Annotated in this window: 15 protein-coding genes; 10 read left to right on the top strand and 5 right to left on the bottom strand. The window is 62.4% G+C overall.

Features of this window, described 5'->3' with window-relative positions; genetic code table 11:
* Nucleotides 1-12: 12 nt before the first annotated feature.
* Nucleotides 13-987 (bottom strand): DUF72 domain-containing protein, encoded by a 975-nt coding sequence (locus V5E97_RS02905; RefSeq protein WP_406697791.1) that lies wholly within the window; start codon nucleotides 985-987, stop codon nucleotides 13-15.
* 669 nt (nucleotides 988-1,656) lie between these two features.
* On the opposite strand from V5E97_RS02905, the gene rffA reads away from it, so the two are divergent.
* Nucleotides 1,657-2,874: a dTDP-4-amino-4,6-dideoxygalactose transaminase gene (rffA, locus tag V5E97_RS02900; protein ID WP_406697790.1), complete on the top strand. Its 1,218-nt coding sequence runs from the start codon at nucleotides 1,657-1,659 to the stop codon at nucleotides 2,872-2,874.
* A 60-nt stretch (nucleotides 2,875-2,934) separates the two neighbouring features.
* Complete coding sequence (locus V5E97_RS02895; RefSeq protein ID WP_406697789.1) at nucleotides 2,935-4,416, top strand: ArnT family glycosyltransferase; 1,482 nt, start codon at nucleotides 2,935-2,937, stop codon at nucleotides 4,414-4,416.
* 26 nt (nucleotides 4,417-4,442) lie between these two features.
* Here the strand turns inward: V5E97_RS02895 and V5E97_RS02890 are convergent, their stop codons facing one another.
* On the bottom strand, nucleotides 4,443-5,105 hold the full coding sequence (locus tag V5E97_RS02890; protein ID WP_406697788.1) for a class I SAM-dependent methyltransferase: 663 nt from the start codon (nucleotides 5,103-5,105) through the stop codon (nucleotides 4,443-4,445).
* On the bottom strand, nucleotides 5,102-6,145 hold the full coding sequence (locus V5E97_RS02885; protein ID WP_406697787.1) for a glycosyltransferase family 2 protein: 1,044 nt from the start codon (nucleotides 6,143-6,145) through the stop codon (nucleotides 5,102-5,104). Before V5E97_RS02885 ends, V5E97_RS02890 begins: the two co-directional genes overlap by 4 nt.
* An 836-nt stretch (nucleotides 6,146-6,981) precedes the next feature.
* On the opposite strand from V5E97_RS02885, the gene V5E97_RS02880 reads away from it, so the two are divergent.
* The 4 genes from V5E97_RS02880 (at nucleotide 6,982) to V5E97_RS02865 (ending at nucleotide 10,147) form a co-directional block, all read left to right on the top strand.
* A complete protein-coding gene (locus V5E97_RS02880; protein ID WP_406697786.1) occupies nucleotides 6,982-7,620 on the top strand; it encodes a DUF2239 family protein in 639 nt (212 codons plus the stop codon).
* Nucleotides 7,621-8,060: 440 nt separating this feature from the next.
* Nucleotides 8,061-8,420: an RNA recognition motif domain-containing protein gene (locus V5E97_RS02875; RefSeq protein ID WP_015244158.1), complete on the top strand. Its 360-nt coding sequence runs from the start codon at nucleotides 8,061-8,063 to the stop codon at nucleotides 8,418-8,420.
* A gap of 734 nt (nucleotides 8,421-9,154) precedes the next feature.
* The gene (locus tag V5E97_RS02870; RefSeq protein WP_406697784.1) at nucleotides 9,155-9,439 is read left to right on the top strand and encodes a hypothetical protein; all 285 of its coding nucleotides are present in this window, start codon (nucleotides 9,155-9,157) and stop codon (nucleotides 9,437-9,439) included.
* 24 nt (nucleotides 9,440-9,463) lie between these two features.
* Complete coding sequence (locus tag V5E97_RS02865) at nucleotides 9,464-10,147, top strand: hypothetical protein (protein ID WP_406697783.1); 684 nt, start codon at nucleotides 9,464-9,466, stop codon at nucleotides 10,145-10,147.
* 215 nt (nucleotides 10,148-10,362) lie between these two features.
* Here the strand turns inward: V5E97_RS02865 and V5E97_RS02860 are convergent, their stop codons facing one another.
* A complete protein-coding gene (locus V5E97_RS02860; protein ID WP_406697782.1) occupies nucleotides 10,363-11,295 on the bottom strand; it encodes a pseudouridine-5'-phosphate glycosidase in 933 nt (310 codons plus the stop codon).
* Nucleotides 11,296-11,475: 180 nt separating this feature from the next.
* Here V5E97_RS02860 and V5E97_RS02855 point away from each other — a divergent pair, with 180 nt between their 5' ends.
* Complete coding sequence (locus V5E97_RS02855; RefSeq protein WP_406697780.1) at nucleotides 11,476-12,810, top strand: protein kinase domain-containing protein; 1,335 nt, start codon at nucleotides 11,476-11,478, stop codon at nucleotides 12,808-12,810.
* A gap of 212 nt (nucleotides 12,811-13,022) precedes the next feature.
* Here V5E97_RS02855 and V5E97_RS02850 read toward each other — a convergent pair whose 3' ends face one another.
* On the bottom strand, nucleotides 13,023-14,432 hold the full coding sequence (locus tag V5E97_RS02850; RefSeq protein ID WP_406697779.1) for a sulfatase-like hydrolase/transferase: 1,410 nt from the start codon (nucleotides 14,430-14,432) through the stop codon (nucleotides 13,023-13,025).
* Nucleotides 14,433-14,646: 214 nt separating this feature from the next.
* Here V5E97_RS02850 and V5E97_RS02845 point away from each other — a divergent pair, with 214 nt between their 5' ends.
* The 3 genes from V5E97_RS02845 (at nucleotide 14,647) to ltrA (ending at nucleotide 18,023) form a co-directional block, all read left to right on the top strand.
* On the top strand, nucleotides 14,647-15,600 hold the full coding sequence (locus V5E97_RS02845; RefSeq protein ID WP_406697778.1) for a DUF1559 family PulG-like putative transporter: 954 nt from the start codon (nucleotides 14,647-14,649) through the stop codon (nucleotides 15,598-15,600).
* Nucleotides 15,600-16,082 (top strand): hypothetical protein, encoded by a 483-nt coding sequence (locus tag V5E97_RS02840; protein ID WP_406697777.1) that lies wholly within the window; start codon nucleotides 15,600-15,602, stop codon nucleotides 16,080-16,082. The genes V5E97_RS02845 and V5E97_RS02840 overlap by 1 nt, the downstream gene beginning before the upstream one ends.
* A 522-nt stretch (nucleotides 16,083-16,604) precedes the next feature.
* Entirely contained in the window at nucleotides 16,605-18,023 is a 1,419-nt protein-coding gene (gene ltrA, locus V5E97_RS02835; RefSeq protein ID WP_406697776.1) for a group II intron reverse transcriptase/maturase, read from the top strand.
* Nucleotides 18,024-18,316 lie beyond the last annotated feature (293 nt).

Here is an 18,316-nt window from a genome sequence, read left to right as displayed (position 1 = left end):
ACAACGCCTCCGTTAAAATCCGAGTTGCTCGACCACCGCCTCGATCGTCCCCGGGCTAAACCCTTCCAGACGGTTGTTCACAAAGAGGAATGCCGGCTTCTTACGCGTTCTCGCCTGGTTGGCCACCTGGGCGAGGGCCGATCGAACGGCTGGGTTCGGCTCCTGGGTGCGGTCGTAGGGTTCGAAGGATTGGACCGCATCCGCGTAGCCACGGCCCTTGGTGAGCAAAGCCCTGACCACAGTGAAGTCGGCGTCGAAGACGCCCGGCATTTCCGCCTGAGCCTCCAGTGGCGGCATGCGCGTCCAGGCGTTCAAGACGTGCGCCACCCCGTAGGCTTTCAGGAGGCTGAAGTAAGCCGGGCTCAGGTATTCCGGGTTGCGGATCTCGACGGCATACCGAAACCCAGCCGGCAGCGCTTCGAGGAAGCCGTCGAGCCGGCCGTAGAAATCGTCCGGGGTCGGAAATTGGCTTTTGGGGAAGGTTCCGAACTCGAAGATCAGGGTGGCGACCCGCTCGGCATAAGGGATCAGCCGACGGAGAAAGAGGGTCTTCAAGAGCTCGGCGTTCAGGAAATGGTTGTTGTCGGTGCCGGCCTTCGTGCCGTACCGGGCATGCGACGGCCAGCGAGCGACCGTAATGTCCTCCGGGACCTTGAACGCCATCGTGAACGAGCGGGGAGTGGTGTTGAAGAGCTTCGCCCAGAAAGGGGGCGACGGGAACTGGTAGAACGTGAGGTCGCCGCAGACGGTGGTAAACGTCTCGGCGTACTCGCTTAAACAATGCTCCTCGAATTTCTTCTTCGAAAAGGTCCCGCGCGTCTCATAGCGATCCTTCGAATAGATCGATCCAAGCCACCCCGGGTACTTCCACGAACTTGTCCCGAAAAAGACGCCCTGATCGGCCAGCGCACGTAGCTTCGGAGTCAACCGGGCCGCCAAGGGGGGCCGGTCTTCCTCGGAATCGAAGAGAGGGAAGAGAGTGTCCATGGATCCATTCTATCCTGGCCCCAATCCTATGGCGATGTCAGTCGATGATGCCCTCCGTCGACGATACGATCGTGGAAAGAAACGGATAAGTGAAACGTGAGGTTGTTGGGTTTATCAGGCCTCATGAGTTTCCACAGGAGAGTTCATGAGAGCGGAAGACTGTGCGTGGATGCAAAAACGGCGGAAAACGACAAGTAGGCGATATTCGTTTCCTCTTGGTCCTGAAATAAATAAAAAACGCGAATATTTCTCCTTGACCTCGTCGTGCGGAGGAGGCAGATTAGGTTTCGACGACTTTGCCGATCCTTGAGGACTCTCAGACGACCTTTTGCAATGGGGTCGACGTGCTTGCGTTTGAGAGACCTTGCAAACCGTAATATTTCCAGTTATTTTTAGGATTGAATGCATCGGTCGCATGTGGAGACGCTTGCCCACTCCCCCGTGGAGGCGTCTCGACGCGGTTGGCGAGTGGGTCAGCAATCCGCTGGAATGATCGTGTCCGTCCCTCGATCTGTCGTCGCTTCCAGAACGAATCCGTTCGCCGTCGTGCCGTTCGTTGTGGATCGGCTACTTACGGATAAAGATGTCCGACGTCTTTCGTCGTGATGACGGATGAGGATAGGCTGTTGTATTTGTGATTCTCGCTGGTCAAGGCGACAAGGAGAGAGCATGCGCACCGACGGTACGAGCCCGACCGGGACTCCCCCGATTCCGCTGCATCGCCCTTATCTCGCCGGCGCGGAATTATCGTATATCAGCCAGGCGATCACCTCGGGCTGCATTCGCGGCGACGGCCCGTTCACCCGGCGTTGTGCGGCGCTCCTGGAACAAAAGTTTGGGATCGCCAAGGTCTTGATGACCCCCTCATGCACCGCCGCGCTCGAACTGGCGGCGATGCTCTGCGATCTGGGGCCGGGCGACGAGGTGATCCTTCCCTCCTATACGTTCGTTTCCACGGCCAACGCCGTCGTCCGGCTGGGGGCGAAGCCGGTGTTCGTCGAGATCAGGGCCGACACCTTGAACCTGGATGAGTCGCGGATCGAGGCCGCACTGACCCCTCGGACGCGGGCGATCTTCCCCGTCCACTACGGTGGGATTTCGTGCGAGATGGGACAGATCATGGAACTGGCGAACGCCCATGGGCTCAAGGTGGTCGAGGATGCCGCCCAGGCGGTTGACGCCACCTACCGAGGGCGCGCGCTTGGGTCGATCGGGCACCTTGGGGCCTACAGCTTCCATGAGACCAAGAACCTTGTCAGTGGCGAAGGCGGAGCGCTTTGCTGCAACGCCCCCGAGTTGATCGAGCGAGCCGAGATTCTGCGCGATAAGGGGACGAACCGCGCCAAATTCTTCCGGGGCGAAGTGGATAAATATACCTGGGTCGATGTGGGATCTTCGGCCATCCCGAGCGAGATCGTCTGCGCCTTCCTTTACGCTCAGCTCGAGGCGATGGATGCGATCAAGGCCCGCCGTCATGCGATCGACATTCGCTACCGCGAGGGGCTTTCCGACTTGGAGGCGGCGGGTCGGCTCCGCCTGCCCGCGATCCCCGAGGGGTGTGACAGTCCGTTCCACACGGTCTATCTCATGCTCGAGAGCGGGGCGATCCGCGACGCTTTGATGGCGTACCTCAGGGAGCGCGGCGTGATGGCCACGTTCCACTTCGTCCCGCTGCACGCCTCGCCGATGGGGCGGCGGCTCGGCTATCGGGAGGGGGATCTTCCTCTGACCGAGGATCTCGCCGCGCGACTCTTACGACTCCCGACATTCTTTGATCTCTCCGAGGTCGAACAGTCCCGAGTGATCGACCTTGTTGCCAGCTTCTTTGCTCAACGCTCGCCAACCTCGAAACGACGCGGGCTGTCGCTCGCTTGTGTCGACTTGTGAGCCGCTGGATTTGGCGAGCAAAGGCCGAGGCGGGCTGGATCCGAGGGAGAAAGGGATGCGATGAGCAAGCGGGACGGCGGTTGGCTGGTCCTGATGGGGGCCCTGTTTCTCGCCTGGCATCTGCCGTTGATGTTCCGCACGGCCGCGGGGATGGATGAAGAATTCTACGGCGTCGTCGGGATCACGATTCTCCGCGATGGGGTCCCCCGCGTCCCGTATGTGCCGTCACGTGATCCGTTGTTCGTCTATGGCGTGGATGTGGTCGTCTACACGCTGCCCCCCTTGAGCTTTTACCTTCAGGCCCTGGTCCACATGGTCCTTGGCCAGGAACTCGGCCAGGCGCGCCTGGCCTCGGCGCTGGAGGGGCTGGCTGCGACCTGGCTGGTTTACGACCTGGGCCGTCGCTGGCTAGGGAGTTCGAGCGGAGCGCTCTGGGGGGCTCTGCTCTATCTGTTCGGCCGGGCCGCGTATTTTCCGGCGACGACCGCTCGGCCTGACATGGCCGCCACGACGTTCGGGTTGCTGGCCGTCTGGTGCCTGGTTCGCGACGACGGCCAAAGGCGGACCCGATGGCTGGTCGCATCCGGGTTTGCGGGGGGCTTGAGCATGCTCTGTCACCCGGTCGGGATCGTCCCCTGCATTCAGGTTGGCCTCTTGCTCCTGACTGGCCCCGGGACCGTGCGGCAACGCCTGGTGGCGGCGGGAACGTTCAGCGGCGCGGCCCTGGCGGGGCTTGCGCTCTGGGGGCCGCTGATTGTCCTGCATCCGAACTTGTTCTGGATCCAGTTTCAAACGAATGTTTTGGGCCGGGTCGGTTCCGGCTTGTCGCGGACGCTGCCCGATCCCCTGGCCGTCTTCGGTTTTCAGGCGGGGCAGTTCCTTGATACGGCGCTTCCCGTGCAGGCGGCCCTCTACGGGGCGGGCGCAATCTGGGTCGCAACGCGGGCGCGGCGGCCGGGGCCGGAGCGGGCGCTCGGGTATCACCTGGCGGCGAGCAGTCTGCTGCTGGTTCTGCTCATGGGCCGGCATCCGTTGCGTGCCTATTTCGCGTTCCCGATCGCATTCGCCTGCATTGCCGCGGCGGGATTGGCGGGCTGGGCCGCGGACCGCGCAGCCCGATGGACCGGCCGGCCGACCGCGGTCACTCTGGCGATGACCGGACTGGTCATTGCGTCGCTCGTCCCCGGCTCGGGGCTGAGGACTCTCGTCGCTCATGTCCGGCATTGGGACGACCCGGCCTACGACGCTCACAAAGTCGCGGCGCGGATGATGGACGACCTCGACCCCGCTGCCCTGGTCGCGCTCGACGACCAGTTCATCCTCGATTTCTACCTGGCGGGCCGGCCGGTCGTCGATGCGAAGTACTTGCCGTATCTCGCCGACGACTACGAGTACCTGCTCGTCGGTCCCGCGGCGCTCGGGTTGTCGAGAGTCCCGCCGGAAAACCTCGAATTGATCCGACAATACGGCGATCCCGCCGACGAGTTCGCCCCCAGCGCCAAGCTCTACCGCCCCATTCGAAATCGATCGAAACCGCGGTGAGAGTGGCCCAATCTCCCTTGGCGTTGTTATTGGGAAGGCGACGCCGGGTTGATATTCCACGAAGCGGACCCTGGCTCGTCGCGTCCCACCTCGACGACGTAGACCTTTTCGCGCCCTCCCGGAATCAGGAAGGACCGGAACGGGTGGGCCGTGCGCGAGGCGAAGAGGTGATCGAGCATGGCTTCGGTGAATCGGGTGGGCTGGGAGCCGAGCCCGGCGTTGGTCTGGCGGCTCGCCAGGGTCGCGAGCCACCGGTTCGAGCCGGTCGCGAGGTTACGGATCGGTTCCGCCACAATGACCGCCCTGCGTGCGGCCTGCTCCATCCGGTTGAGGAGGGATTCGACGTCCGGGAGAAAATGATAAAGGCTCGCTTGCATGATGACGTAGTCGGACTGAGGGAATGACTCGAGCCGGCCGACGTCGCAGACGGCCCCCTGCCCTTCTCCCCCGAGACGCTTTATCCGGGCAATGAAGCCGGGATTACAGTCCAGGCCGGTGTAACGCACCCCCTTGGCGCGGAGGTGGCGATCGAAAAGGGTTCCCGGTCCGCAGCAGAGGTCGAGGACGCTGGCCTCCGCGGGGATGAGTTGCGCGACGGCTTCAAATCGCGCCAGGTAGTGACGCCTGTAGAGAAGCCGCATGACAAGTTCATAGGTGAATGAATTGCGGTAGACCAGGCTGGTGCTCACGGCTCGACTTTCGCTCCCGAACCGTTGCTCTCCATTCGGGGAGGGGACGCTGCCCCGAGTGGGCGGGGGCCGGAATAGAGGACCTCGCGCACGGTGGCTTGCGGCTTGTGGCAGACCGCGATGTAGGTCCGCCCGGCATACTCGCCGACGATTCCGAGGAAGATCATACGAACGGCCGCGGTGAGGAGCTGCGCCACCATCAAGGAGGCCCAACCCGCCACCGCCTGCTCGAAGTTCTCGGGGTAGAGCAGCCGGTAGGCGATGACGTAAACGGCGAGCGCTCCACCCAGAGCGGCGAAGAAGAAGCCGCCGAAGATAACCAGGCGGATCGGCTTGACCGAGAACGCCGTGGCCAGACGAGCCCAGACCTTGAGCGACTTTAAGAAAGTGTAGTTGCCGTGGTCGGCGAACCGGGGGTGATGTGCGACGGAGATCTGGCTGATTCGCGAGGTGACCTGAAAGAGGAGTCCGTCCACGTAGGGGTCGGGGCCTTGGTAGTCGCAGATGGCCTCCGCGATCTCCTTGCGGATGAGCTTGTAGGGGGAGAGATAGATGCCCTTCGGTTTCTCGATGACCCACTCGGCGAACTTGCCGTTGAACCAGCTTCCCAGGTTCTTCCACGCGTGCTGATGTTTGGTGGAAAAGTTGGCGTAGACGACGTCGGCTCGTTCGTGGAGCAGATGCTCACGCAGCCGGGGAAGGTCTCCGGGGTCATGCTGGAGGTCATCGTCCATGATGGCAATGAGCGAGCCACGGGCGGCACGGAGGCCGGTCATGATCGCATTGTCCTGGCCGAAGTTGCGCCTCAGGTCGATCCCGACGTAGTTCTCGCGGGTCTGGCAGAGCGATTCGATGACGGCCCAGGTGCGGTCGGGAGAGCCGTCGTTGACGAACACGACCTCGTAACTCCATCCAAGCGGGCCGAGCGTGGCGTCGATGGCGTTGGCAAGCGCCTCCAGGCAGCCCTCGCTCCGAAACGCCGGGACGACGATCGAGAGGTCGAGCTTGCGGGAGCCGGGGGTCTCCTCTCTGGCCCTCATGGAGATCGCTTTCTCAGGTGATTTCTGAAGAAGAGAAATAGGTCGGGCAAAGGGGACCCCTCGTCTCCTTTCGAAGGGCAAGGCTGCCTCGGTCGGTCTTCGACGGGCCTGCTACGCGAAGGGATGCATGGTTGAAAGGTTGATCGACGTCGATGGAGCGTGAATCAGGCGGAGATTGTCGCGACTTCGGGCTTCATGTCAGGGACGGCCTTTGCCTCTACCGGAGCGAAGACGCAACGGCGCGACGGACGGGCCAAAAAATAATCCGAAAAAAGTTGGGACGGTCTCGGCCTGATCGACGCCTAGCCATTTAGGGCATATTCTGTCTCGCGAATTTCTATTTGTTGTCGGTCTGTTTTACTGTAAGCCCTCGCGATGTCAAGACGCAAACCGATCTCTTGATGTCAGATTGAACGACTACGTTGTTCGGGCAGATTGTTATTTATGCGAGCCGTGGAGCGCTCTCTGGTTGCTGAACGAGAAAATATCGCTTTGTCCTGTTGTCGGATGCGGATCTGCTTGTGGGTTTGAGTGGGGCCGGTAAGTGTCCTCGCCTCGAACGTCGGGCTCCCTCTTGGTTCGCGCCCGATGGCCGGTGACGAGCATTCGGGCGAATGAAAGAGTTCCTCACCCATTGAAAAAGGAAGCCCTCCCCTCGTTGCCGGAGGGCGATCCATCCCGAATCACGACCGTGGTGCGATTGGCTTTAGCAGAGCGAGGCTCTCGATCTCGCATGCCTCTACTTGGAATTTACCCGGGCAATATTGACGTTTTGGATTTGCCCGGGTAATATTCCCTCTGTCCGCTATTCGGGGTCAGATGAGGGGGAGGCGTTGATGAAGGATCGAGATTTCGGTCATTGCACGGCCTTTGAAGGGACCCGACGGATTGCGTCGGGCGAACTGGGGCACGTGGTGTTGCGCGTCAAAGAGGTCATCGACCGCGGGGAGACCGCCCCCGTCTTGATTTTCGATGACGTGACGAGCGAGTTGGTCGAGGTGGATTTTCGGGGGACGGCCGAGGAGGTGGTCGGGAAGCTCGAGCCACGGGCAAGCGACGTCAGGCCGGCCGCCGCCGCAATCTCGCCGGTTGCGCCTCGGGGGCCGGGGCGTCCCAAGTTGGGGGTTGTGGCCCGTGAGGTGACTCTCTTGCCTCGTCACTGGGATTGGCTGAATGAGCAGCCCGGCGGGGCGTCGGTGGCGCTTCGCAAGCTCGTGGAAGCGGCGAGGCGCGAAAACGAGGGCCGGGATCGCGCCCGTCGGGCGCAAGAGTCGGCCTACAGGTTCATGGTGGCCATGGCCGGGAATCTCCCTGGATTCGAGGAGGCGACCCGAGCTTTGTTCGCCAAGGACCCGAAACGGCTCGAAGTCCTGATCTGCGATTGGCCCGAGGACGTTCGGACCCATGTCCTGCGGCTTGCCCGGGAAACTCAGGAATCTCCTGCCGACGCCGCGACGGCGGAAACCCGGAGTTAGCCGCCTCACTCCGAATTTTAAATTATTTTTTGAAATGAGGCGGGGGAGTTCGCGGTCCGGCCACAAACGAGAACCCTCATTTCGCTTGGGAGGGGGGCGGACCCTTTTGAGCGAAATGCTTCGATTTCCGCGGGATTACGAGGGTTTTGGCCGGGTTGAGGGGACGCGGAGTGAGGTCGTGGGCCGACCGGCGCAACCGACGATCCGCCGTTTTGCCGATATTGCGAAGTTGTGTCGATTGCTCTATCCATTCATCACGTAAATTTGTTATACTCAAAGCCGGTTGGTCTGACGACCGAGCAGCATTGCTGGCTCTTCCCGATCCGGTCCTTGCTTACCTCCCTCGCCTTTCTCACCCACCGGGATTCAACGGAATCCCCTTTCTTCTCGACCCTGAAAGCGTTTTGCGGGTCGTTTTGCCTTCGCCCGGGAGTTTGAGAGTGGCCAAGAAGCTGTATGTGGGCAACCTGACCTACAACGTGAATGAGTCCGACCTGGAAGCCTTGTTCTCCCAGTTCGGCACCGTGCAGAGCGCACAGATCATCGTGGACCGTGACACGAATCGCTCTAAAGGATTCGGCTTTGTTGAGATGGACACCGACGCCCAAGCCCAGGCGGCGATCCAGGGCCTCAACGGACATGATCACGACGGGCGCAACCTGACGGTCAACGAAGCCAAGCCCCGTGAAGCACGTGGCGGCGGCGGCGGCGGCGGCTACGGCGGCGGCGGTGGTGGTGGCTACGGCGGTGGTGGTGGCGGCGGTTACGGCGGTGGCGGTGGTGGCCGCGGCCGTTATTGATCCGTCCCCTTGGATCGATCGGTGTTGAAGGGTTTGCTGGTGTAGGCCCTTCGACCTCTCTCCCGAGACTCTGTCTCGGGAGAACCGGTCAGATTAACCCCGTTTTGCGAGGTTAATCTTATACGCCTTGCCCGGAGTCGCGAAGAGCCTCGGGATCGTCGCTCTCGCCCGACTCCGGTGTCGTCAAACAACCATCGGCCCGCATGCCTTGATTCCATCAAGGCATGCGGGCCGATTTCGTTTCGAACGGCTGGCAAGAGTCCTACGCGTGGAGAATGGCAAGACCTGGCCGATGGAATTCGTGATTCCACTCGCCAAGGAGATCCTAAAGAATTCTCGCTCCTGACGAACAACTCTGGGCCAACTTGATGGTCGTGATGCGTGCTGTCGCGGGACACTCCCATGAAGCAAAAAGCCTTGGATGCGTTTCTTGTCTTGCTGATTCTTGGGGGCGCTATTCTGGCCTGGCAATCGGGGCAGGAACGAACACGATTGTTGGGGCAGCACGCACGGCTGGCTCGAGTCACGGGCGAATTGCCGGTCGGGGACACCACTCAGGTCCATGTCCTCGCCTTGGAAACCGGAGAGCCCTTCATTTCGCCTGGCGAGTGTATCTGCCGCCCAACTACAAGTTGTTGTTGAGGAGCAAGTCGGGCGGCCAGAGCTCGAGTTCGTCCAGTAGCTCGCAAGAGTTCATCGCCCGCGTGCGTTTTCGCCGGAACGATCAAGGTGACATGCGGGTTTATACGAGCTTCTTGGGGGGCAGCAGCTTGTCAGGCGTCGGAAGTCGGGCTTTCGCCAAACTGTTGGATGATCGTTGGGATAAGATCAGCGTCGAGCAACTGGGAGCGGATCAACTGACGACGATCCAGCCCGACCGGGCGGCGATCCTCTTGCGCTTGACGCTGCCTGAGGACATGCAGCGGGAGGCCCGGCAGAAGCTGCCTGAGTACGAGCAGAAGCACTTCATCCCTGTGATCTACGAGCTGATCTTGGGGGCTGACGCGACGAAACCATGAGCGATTTTCCAGGGGGATCGGTCCGTGTCTGACACTTCGTTTCAGCCAGTCGATCTGGGAATCGGCAATTCCCCTGAGAGACGTCCCGTTCGAAGGCGATGGCAAGTCGGCTTGCGGACCTTGTTCTTGTTGACGGCCGTCATCGCGGTCTGGATGACGGTTCTCATCAATCGGGAACAGAACAAGTCCATCGAAGCCCGGATTCAGACCCTACGACCGCTAGCGCGAGAGCTAGTGATCGACGACCCGAACAAAATTGCCGTCGTGAAGCGGGAAGAACGTTGGTACGACGAGAACCGGTGGGACATCCACTTGCCGGCCGGACAATATTGGTTGTGCGTGGCGACGCGTGGCATCGACCAGAACGGCTTCGCGCCCGTGGTGAAAAGCGAGCGGATCGAGGCGGGTCGGCATGGCCTCGAGTTGGAGCAGAAGCGGGTCGGCACGGGATGGCAAGTCAACATCACCCAGGATGGGACGAAGCGGTTGTCGTTGGAGGAACCCCAGGAATGGGATCCCGCGACCGGTTCGTCGGGTGGCGGGCAATACTCGCTCAGCACTCAACTGCCCGCCGACAAGCCCTTCGTCCTGTTCCGACGCCGCTTCACACGTCCGAACGCCCAGGGGCAGGTGACAACCCCCATCGGCCCTTGTGACGGGATCTTGCTCTGGATCGAGCGCGTGAAGTTCCCGAATCACAAGTTTTGATGGTTTCCCCTCGTTCTCACGGTCCCCCGTGGAAATGCCGTCCCCGACGCTTCGCGTCGTCTGGCGTTCGAAAGCCGAGGACGCAGAAGAGCGTCCCAGACTTCATTCCCACAGGGGACCGAACGAGTAGCGAGAGGCTTCCTAGCCCTGTATCGGGCCGTTTGAATTTATTGATATGTAGAAATTTTTGTGTTAATTGTTGTTTTTCTTTTTTGTTATTCGTGGTTGAAATCCGTATTCAAAGCCAGGGCCGCCGCCACCTCCCCCGCCAGCCGGGCGTTGGCGAGGATGAGGGCCTTGTTGGCTCGCAGGCCGCGGCCTTCGGTGGCCTGGCGGATCCGGCCGAGCAGGAAGGGAGTGACTTCCTTGCCGGAGATTCGCTGGTGGCGGGCCTCGGCCAGCGCGGATTCGAGGGCGGCGTCCATCGCGCTCGGATCAAGGGCGTCGGCCTCGGGGACCGGTTGCGTCAAGATCAGGGCGCCGGGGATTCTGAGGTCACGGTGGGCGCGGACCAGGGCCGCGGCATCGTCGGCGGACTCCACACGCGCCTCCAGGGCGAGGCCGCTCGATCGGGTCAGAAACGCGGGCAGCTCGCTGGTCTGGTAGCCGACGACGGGCACTCCCCGGGTCTCCAGGGCGTCGAGGGTGGCCGGCATGTCGAGGATCGACTTGATCCCCGAACAGACGACCAGGGCGCCGTCGGCGCGGGCGAGTTCGTCGAGGTCGTTCGAGATATCGAAGGTGGTCGCCGCCTCGCGGTGGACGCCCCCCAGGCCGCCGGTCGCCATCACGCCGATCCCCTGCCCTCGTGCGATCCAGAGGGTCGCCGAGACGGTCGTGGCGGCGTCGAGCCGCCGCGCGACGGCCAGGGAGAGATCGCGTCGGCCCGCTTTCAGGAACGTCCCGGCGCGGGCCAAGTGCTCCAGCTCCGGGGCCGAGAGGCCGATCCGGATCCGGCCGGCGATGACTGCAATCGTGGCGGGAATGGCTCCCGCCGATCGGACGGCCGCCTCGGCCCCTCGCGCCGTTTCGAGGTTCTCGGGCCAAGGAAGCCCCTGCGCGACCAGGGTTGACTCCAAGGCCACAACGGCCCGCCCTTCGGCCAGGGCCTCCTGGACCTCCGTCGTGATCTCGTGAGTGTCCGTCATCAGCAAAAGACTCCTGAACGTCCCCGTGCTCGCTTGGCCTCGCCCGCCCGGAAAACCAGGCAGGCGAGTGGTCCGGTTCTCGGCCGTCGGCCGGAACTTGGTCATAAAGGACTCCGGCCCTGGCCTTGCCTGGAGTATAATGACCAACAACTCAGATTGGGGAGGACCAACGACGCCACAATGCGAGTGATCTTGGATGTTCTCGAAGGCCCGCGTCAGGGCCGTTCGTTCGTCTTCGATCGACACGACACGTTTATCGTGGGTCGGTCGCGGTTCGTTCATTGTCCGGTGCCTGAGGATACTGCGCTCTCACGCGATCACTTTCTGATCGAGATCAATCCGCCCCGGTGCGAGCTCCGCGACCTGGGGAGCACCAACGGAACTTTCGTCAACGAGCGCCGGGTCGACCGGGCCAAGCTGAACTCGGGTGATCGGATCGCGGCGGGGCAGAGCATCTTCCGGGTCCGGGTCGAGACGGCTTCGAAGACGAGCGAGATGGAGACGCAGACGGGGAGCCGGACGTTGTCGGTCGCCGGGTTGGACGTGCATCCCAAGCCGATCCAGTGCGCGGGGTGTGGCTCGCCTGCCCCGTTGGGGATTGACGTGGCAAGCGGACCGAACCAGGTGGTGGGAGAGGCCGTCGAGTGGCTCTGCGACTTCTGCCGGGCCGAGTCGTCTTCGCTGCCCCAGCCGGTCCCGCACTTCACCACCGTCCGTGAGCTGGGCCGAGGGGCGATGGGGGTCGTCTACCAGGCGAAGCACAACGAGACCGGGAAATTGGTCGCGCTGAAGCTGATCGTCCCCGAGTCGGCCGCCGCGCGTTCGGCCGTCGACCGCTTTCTGCGGGAGATGTCGGTGATCAGCCAGTTGAAGCACCCGAACATCGTCGAGTGGCTGGAACAGGGGATGACCCGGGGGCAGTTCTGGTTCGCGATGGAGTATGTCGCGGGCTCGAACCTGGAAGCCCTGGCCAACTCGGCCCCGGGGCGCTACCCGATCTCACAGGCTTGCCGGATGGCCTGCCAGGTCCTCAAGGGCCTCGAGCAAGCGCACCGCCTTGGGTTTGTCCACCGCGACATCAAGCCCGAGAACATCCTGATCGGCCGCCGGCCGGAGGGCTTGGTCGCCAAGATCTCCGACTTCGGCCTGGCCAAGAGCTTCCGCGGACTCGGGCTGTCGGGTCTGACCTTCTCGGGTGAGATGCGCGGGACGGTGCCGTTCATGCCGCCCGAGCAGATGCTCGACTTCAAGACGGTGCTCCCCTCGGGCGACCTCTACGCCAGCGCCGCGACGCTCTATTACCTGCTTACCAGCCAGTTTATCTACGACCAGGTGGCGGAAGGCGGGGACCTGATCCGCACCCTTCTGGAAGAACCACCGGTACCGGTCCGCAAACGACGCCCCGACATTCCGGCGGCCCTGGCCGCCGTGCTCCAGAAGTGCCTGGCTCGCGACCCGAAGGATCGCTACCCCACCGCCGCTGCCATGCGCCAGGCCCTGCGGCCGTTTTGCTGAGTGGTCGCTGGGGTGGGGCCAGCCTCGCCATCAGACACCCTTGACCACGTAAGCAACCTGGCCCAGCGGTTGGGAATTCTTCCAGGCGAAGCACCAAAGACATTGAGCTCACGCTCCCGCTCGCCTTATGGGCGAGCGAGACTTTCCAGGCAAGCTCTCTGTCTTCGGCTGCTGCCAGTAGGAACCAGGCCGGCGCTTTGGAGTATCGCCTCTCAATCCACCGGTTTCGCCGGTTGGTTCCCTGGTCTCCACAACGGAGGGGCGAGCTGGCGGCTCCAGTCCTCCCAGGCGGCGAGGAGTTCCTTGGTCTTGTCCGGGTTCTCTGCGCTCAGGTCCTGGGCTTCCCCGATATCGTTGGTGAGGTTGTAAAGTCGGAACGGGGTCACCGGCGGCTTGGAGCCGTTCGACTTCGCCCCGTCGATATCGACCGTCTGGTCATAGCGGACGAGCTTCCAGTCGCCCCGGCGGATGGCCGCCTGTTCGCCCAGTCGCCAGTAGAGAGCGTCGTGTGGAGTTTGCTCCGAATGGCCGTTGAGGTGGGGCAAGAGGTTGACGCCGTCGAGCTTCCATTCCGGCTTGGCCGCGACGCCGGCCGCGGCCAATGCCGTCGGCAGGATATCGAGCTGGATGATCGGTTGTTCATACACCTTGCCCGCGGGAAGCGTGCCCTTCCAGCTCAGGACGAACGGGACCCGAACGCCCCCTTCGAGGGTCGTCCGCTTCGAGCCCCGCAACGGTACATTCCGCGAGCCGTTGGTTGTGGTGCCCAACATCGTCGGGCCGCCGTTGTCGCTAAAGAAGATGATCAGGGTCGATTCTTCGAGGCCAGCGGATCGGATCCGCTCGATAACTTTGCCGGCCGCCTCGTCGAGGGCGGAAACCATGGCCGCGTACGTCCTCCGCTTCGGGTCCTCGATCGCGGCGAACCGCGCGACCCGATCCTCGGTCGCATCCATTGGGGTGTGGACGGCGTTGAAGCTGAGCTGCAAAAAGAACGGGTGGTCCTTGTGGCGGTCGATGAACGACAGGGCCTCGCGGGCGAAGGCATCCGTCAGATACGCTTCCTCCTGGATGATGTCGCCGCCTCGATAGATGTCTTGGCTCTTGCCGGCGAAGTACGTGTGTTGCCCGCCGAGGAAACCAAAAAACTCGTCGAACCCACGCTTCTGAGGATGAAACTGCGCCGCGGAGCCGAGGTGCCACTTGCCGACGAGCCCCGTTGCGTAGCCGGCCGCTTTGAGCCGGTCGGCCAGGGTCGTCTCCGAAACCGGTAAGCCTGGCGCTTTCGCAGACCCGTTGCCCGGGTTGAACTCGTGTCCGAACCGCTGCTGATACCGGCCCGTCAACAGCCCGGCCCGTGTCGGACTGCAATACGGACCCGAGACATAGCCGTTCGTGCAGCGCACCCCACCTTGCGCCAGGGCGTCGAGGTGGGGCGTCGGGATATCGCGGGCCCCCTGGAAGCCCAGGTCGCCAAAACCCAGGTCGTCAGCGACGAGCAGCACGACGTTCGGTTTGCCGGCCGGAGCGGCTGACGCGATCCCGTCGCCTTGCCCGGTCATGACCATTGTGAGTGCCGCAAGCCACGAAGCTCGCAAGGCTCGCCTGATTCTCGGTTTCATCAAAATCACCTCGAAAGTCCGGTGCGTCAACACGCTCCCGATGCGCCCGCGGCGGCCACGCCGCGACCGTCGATCAGGAGGAACCGTACCGATAATACACCAACATGGTCAAGATAGTAGAGATTCAACTTGACGGAGTCGATCAAGAAGGTAAGAATGGGCGAGTTCGATGACGAAGTGCATGCAAGTCAGGGGCTCTCAAAGGAGAATTACGATGCGGAATGGACAGGAGCCGGTAGATCGCTTTGAGACCCCGACGTCTTGCTGCCGACGGGCTGGTTTCACGTTGATCGAGCTTTTGGTCGTGATTGCGATCATCGCGGTTTTGATCGCGTTATTGCTCCCCGCAGTGCAGGCTGCCCGTGAGGCGGCGCGACGGATTCAGTGCACGAACAACATGAAGCAGCTCGGCCTGGCGTTGCACAACTACCATGACGTTCACGGCCGGTTCGCTCCCGGGTCGATCGACGTGACCAATCCGGGTGGCTACGAGTATCGTCAGCCGTTCATCACGTCGCTCCTACCGTTCGTCGAGCAGGGCAATCTTAGCAACAGCTACAATTTCAACCTTTCGTTTCAGACCAATCCCAACTCCACGACCCGCTCGGCTCGGGTGAACGTTTTTAACTGCCCGTCGGACCAGCAGGTGGTGTTCGTGAACAGTACGGGCGGCGCGACCGACGTCAAAGGGAGCTACGGCATCAATTGGGGTCAGAACACGTATGCCGACCCGATCCTGGCCGCGCCTTTTGCCTTGAACTACGGGGCCTCCATGGCCGAGCTGACCGACGGGACGAGCCAGACGTTTTTGATGGCCGAGTTGATCCAGACGCCGCAACCGGCGGGTCAGCCTGCCAATACGATCGACCGCCGCGGGCGGGTCTGGAGCGAGCAACCTTCCTCTCACCAGATCTCGGCTCGTCTCGCTCCCAACAGTCAGGCGCCTGACTATGGCGCGTGCTGGGTCGCGTTTAAGGCACCGTGCAATCGGAACGCCGGCAACGGCCCGAACCATTACATCGCCTCGCGGAGCGTTCACCCCGGCGGAGTCAACGTGCTCCTCGGCGACGGTTCGATCCGTTTCATCAAGGATTCGATTTCTTTGCCGACCTGGCGGGCCCTGAGCAGCCGGGCCGGCGGCGAAGTGATCAGCGGAGACTCCCTCTAATGCACACCGAATCGCATTATCGTTCCCGCCTGGGCGGGGCCGGCTTCGCCTGGGGCGTGGCACTCGCAATGACTTTGCTTATGGTCGGTTGCGGCAATGAGGGGCCAGCCCGGCAGCCCATTTCCGGGGTCATTACTCTCGACGGCAAGCCGCTCCCCTCGGGTTCGGTCACGTTCGCCCCCCTGGACGGCACGACGGCGGCCACTGCGGAGATCCGTGACGGTGCGTACCGGATCGGTCGTTCAGAGGGTCCGGCACCGGGCCGTTACCAGGTCGAGATCAACGCCGTGAAGCCGACCGGGAAACGGATCAAGCATCCCGACCTCCCTTCCGAGACGATCGAGGAGGTCCGGAACGTCATCCCGACGAGCTACAACGTCGAGACGCAGCTTGCGATTGTGGTCACTCCGGACGGAGAGAACGCGTTTCCGTTCGAGCTCACCACGCCGCGACGAGCCGCTTCGCGAACCCGGCGCCGTTGAGAGAGCGTCTGCTCCGGCGGCTTGGCCTGGCCTGGGCGACTACCAGGTGATGAAACAATCGTGTGGATGGGGAGAGGGCATTCGATGCCCTCTCCCCTTTTTGTGCGCCAGGCATGTTGTGTAGATAGGAGGTGCAAGTCCTCCGCGGGCCGAGATGACCGGAACCGCAAGGCTAGGCAAGGGTGCCCATCGCGAGGTGGGATCTGAAGGAAGCCGATGCCCCTGAACTCGGACTCGACGTACAGAAACCGGATATAAGGCCGGCGTGGTGGGGTAACCCGGCAATGGACGGGGACGCCCAGTCGTCATCCAGACACGCACGCAGGTAGATCCGGCGAGTCCCGAGCGAAATCCACACGACTTACCCTGGGAGACCTCCAACCCCGTTCGGGCGATCCGAACTACCGCATCGGCAACGAGGCGAGACAAGGTCGGAGGAGTCAGCCGAGGCCGTAGTAGCCGGGGGCAACGCCGACGAAGGGCCGAACCTTTCAACCCAAGGAGTCAGTCGGGAACAACTCGATGAACGCGGAGCGGCAGCAAGGCAAAGACTACCAAATGACCTTCGATTTCGAGGGGCGTGAGGAGGCTCTGCGCCACGACCAAGGCGGTGAGGACGGCATCCAATCTGCCCGGATCGAGGAGTCGCAAACGTTCACGGCGTCGGACCCAGCACGAGCCTTGACCAATCGACTGATGGAAGCGGTCTGCCAAGCCGCCAATCTGAACCGAGCTTACCGCAGAGTCAAAGCGAACAAGGGTTCGGCAGGCGTCGATGGGATGACCATCGCCCAACTGCGTCCCTGGATCGCCGGGCATAAAGACGATCTGGTTGCGGCACTTCTCGACGGAACGTATCGGCCACAGCCCGTGCGAGGGGTGCAGATCCCCAAACCGGGGGGCGGGGTGCGCCAATTGGGCATCCCGACGGTGCTCGACCGACTCGTGCAGCAAGCGATCCTCCAAGTGCTCGAGCCGCTCCTTGACCCGACCTTTTCGTCCTTCAGCTTCGGCTTCCGACCCGGTCGCGGGGCGCACGATGCTCTGAAACAGGCGAAGGATTACGTCGCGGAAGGCCGACCCATCGTGGTGGACGTGGACCTGGAAAAGTTCTTTGACCGGGTCAATCACGACATCCTGATGTCGCGGCTGTCTCGGCGAATCGCTGACAAACGGCTGCTACGGATCATCCGCCGCTTCTTGCAAGCGGGGCTGATGCAAAACGGTGTGAACGTCACGCGATCCGAAGGGACGCCGCAGGGCGGGCCGCTTTCTCCGCTTTTGGCGAACCTGCTCTTGGATGATCTCGATAAGGAATTGGAACGGCGGGGACACAAGTTCTGCCGCTACGCCGATGACTGCAACATTTATGTTCAGACGAAGGCGGCGGGGGAGCGTGTGTTGGAGTCGCTGACCCGGTTCCTTGAAGGGACGCTTCGCCTCCGCGTCAACCGTGAGAAGAGCGCGGTGGCCCCGATTGAGGAACGCAAGTTCCTGGGCTACCGTCTTCTCCCTGGGGGTCGCCTGGGGATCGCCCCGAAGAGTCTGGATCGCGCCAAAGAGCGAGTCCGTGCAATCACCCGGCGAAATCGCGGGGTGAGCCTCGCGCAGATGACGAAGGAACTGAACTCATTCTTGACCGGCTGGGTGACGTACTTCCGCCTTGCGGAATGTAAGACCCATCTGCGGGCCTTGGACGGGTGGATCCGCCGTAAGCTGCGCTGCGTGCGGTTGAAGCATTGCAAGCGAGCCAAGACTCTGGCCCACTTCTTTCAGAGCTTGGGCGTTCCCGCGTGGAACTCCTGGGCGACGTCGGCGTCGGGTAAAGGCTGGTGGCGCCTCTCGGGTAGTCCGACCGCCCACCACGCGATGAGTACCAACTGGTTCGAGTCTTTGGGCTTGGTCAACCTCGTTCAGCGGTACGTGCAGTTAAACCGTTGAGGGGAACCGCCGGATACGATGAGTACGTCCGGTGGTGTGGGAGGACGGGGGCCGTAAGGCCCCCTCCTACCCGATTTTTTGCTGGGGGCTACTCGACTCACCTGGCCACTCCTCGCCTTCGAGCCCCGCAACGGTGCGTTCCGCGAGCCATTGGTCATAGTGCCCCCATCGTCGGTCCGCCGTTGTCGCTGAAGAAGAGGATCAGGCTCTTTTAGCGGATCACGCCTGGATGCCCCCTGCCGCGGCCACTCTACAACCGTGGATTGAGGCGAGCTGTTCTTGTTTCTCATTAA

Origin of the sequence: Singulisphaera photorubra (assembly GCF_045290345.1) — a bacterium.
In the GTDB taxonomy this organism is placed as follows: Bacteria; Planctomycetota; Planctomycetia; order Isosphaerales; family Isosphaeraceae; genus Singulisphaera.
The sequence above is the reverse complement of the archived record's forward strand: the minus strand, read 5'-3'. Positions and strand labels throughout refer to the sequence as shown.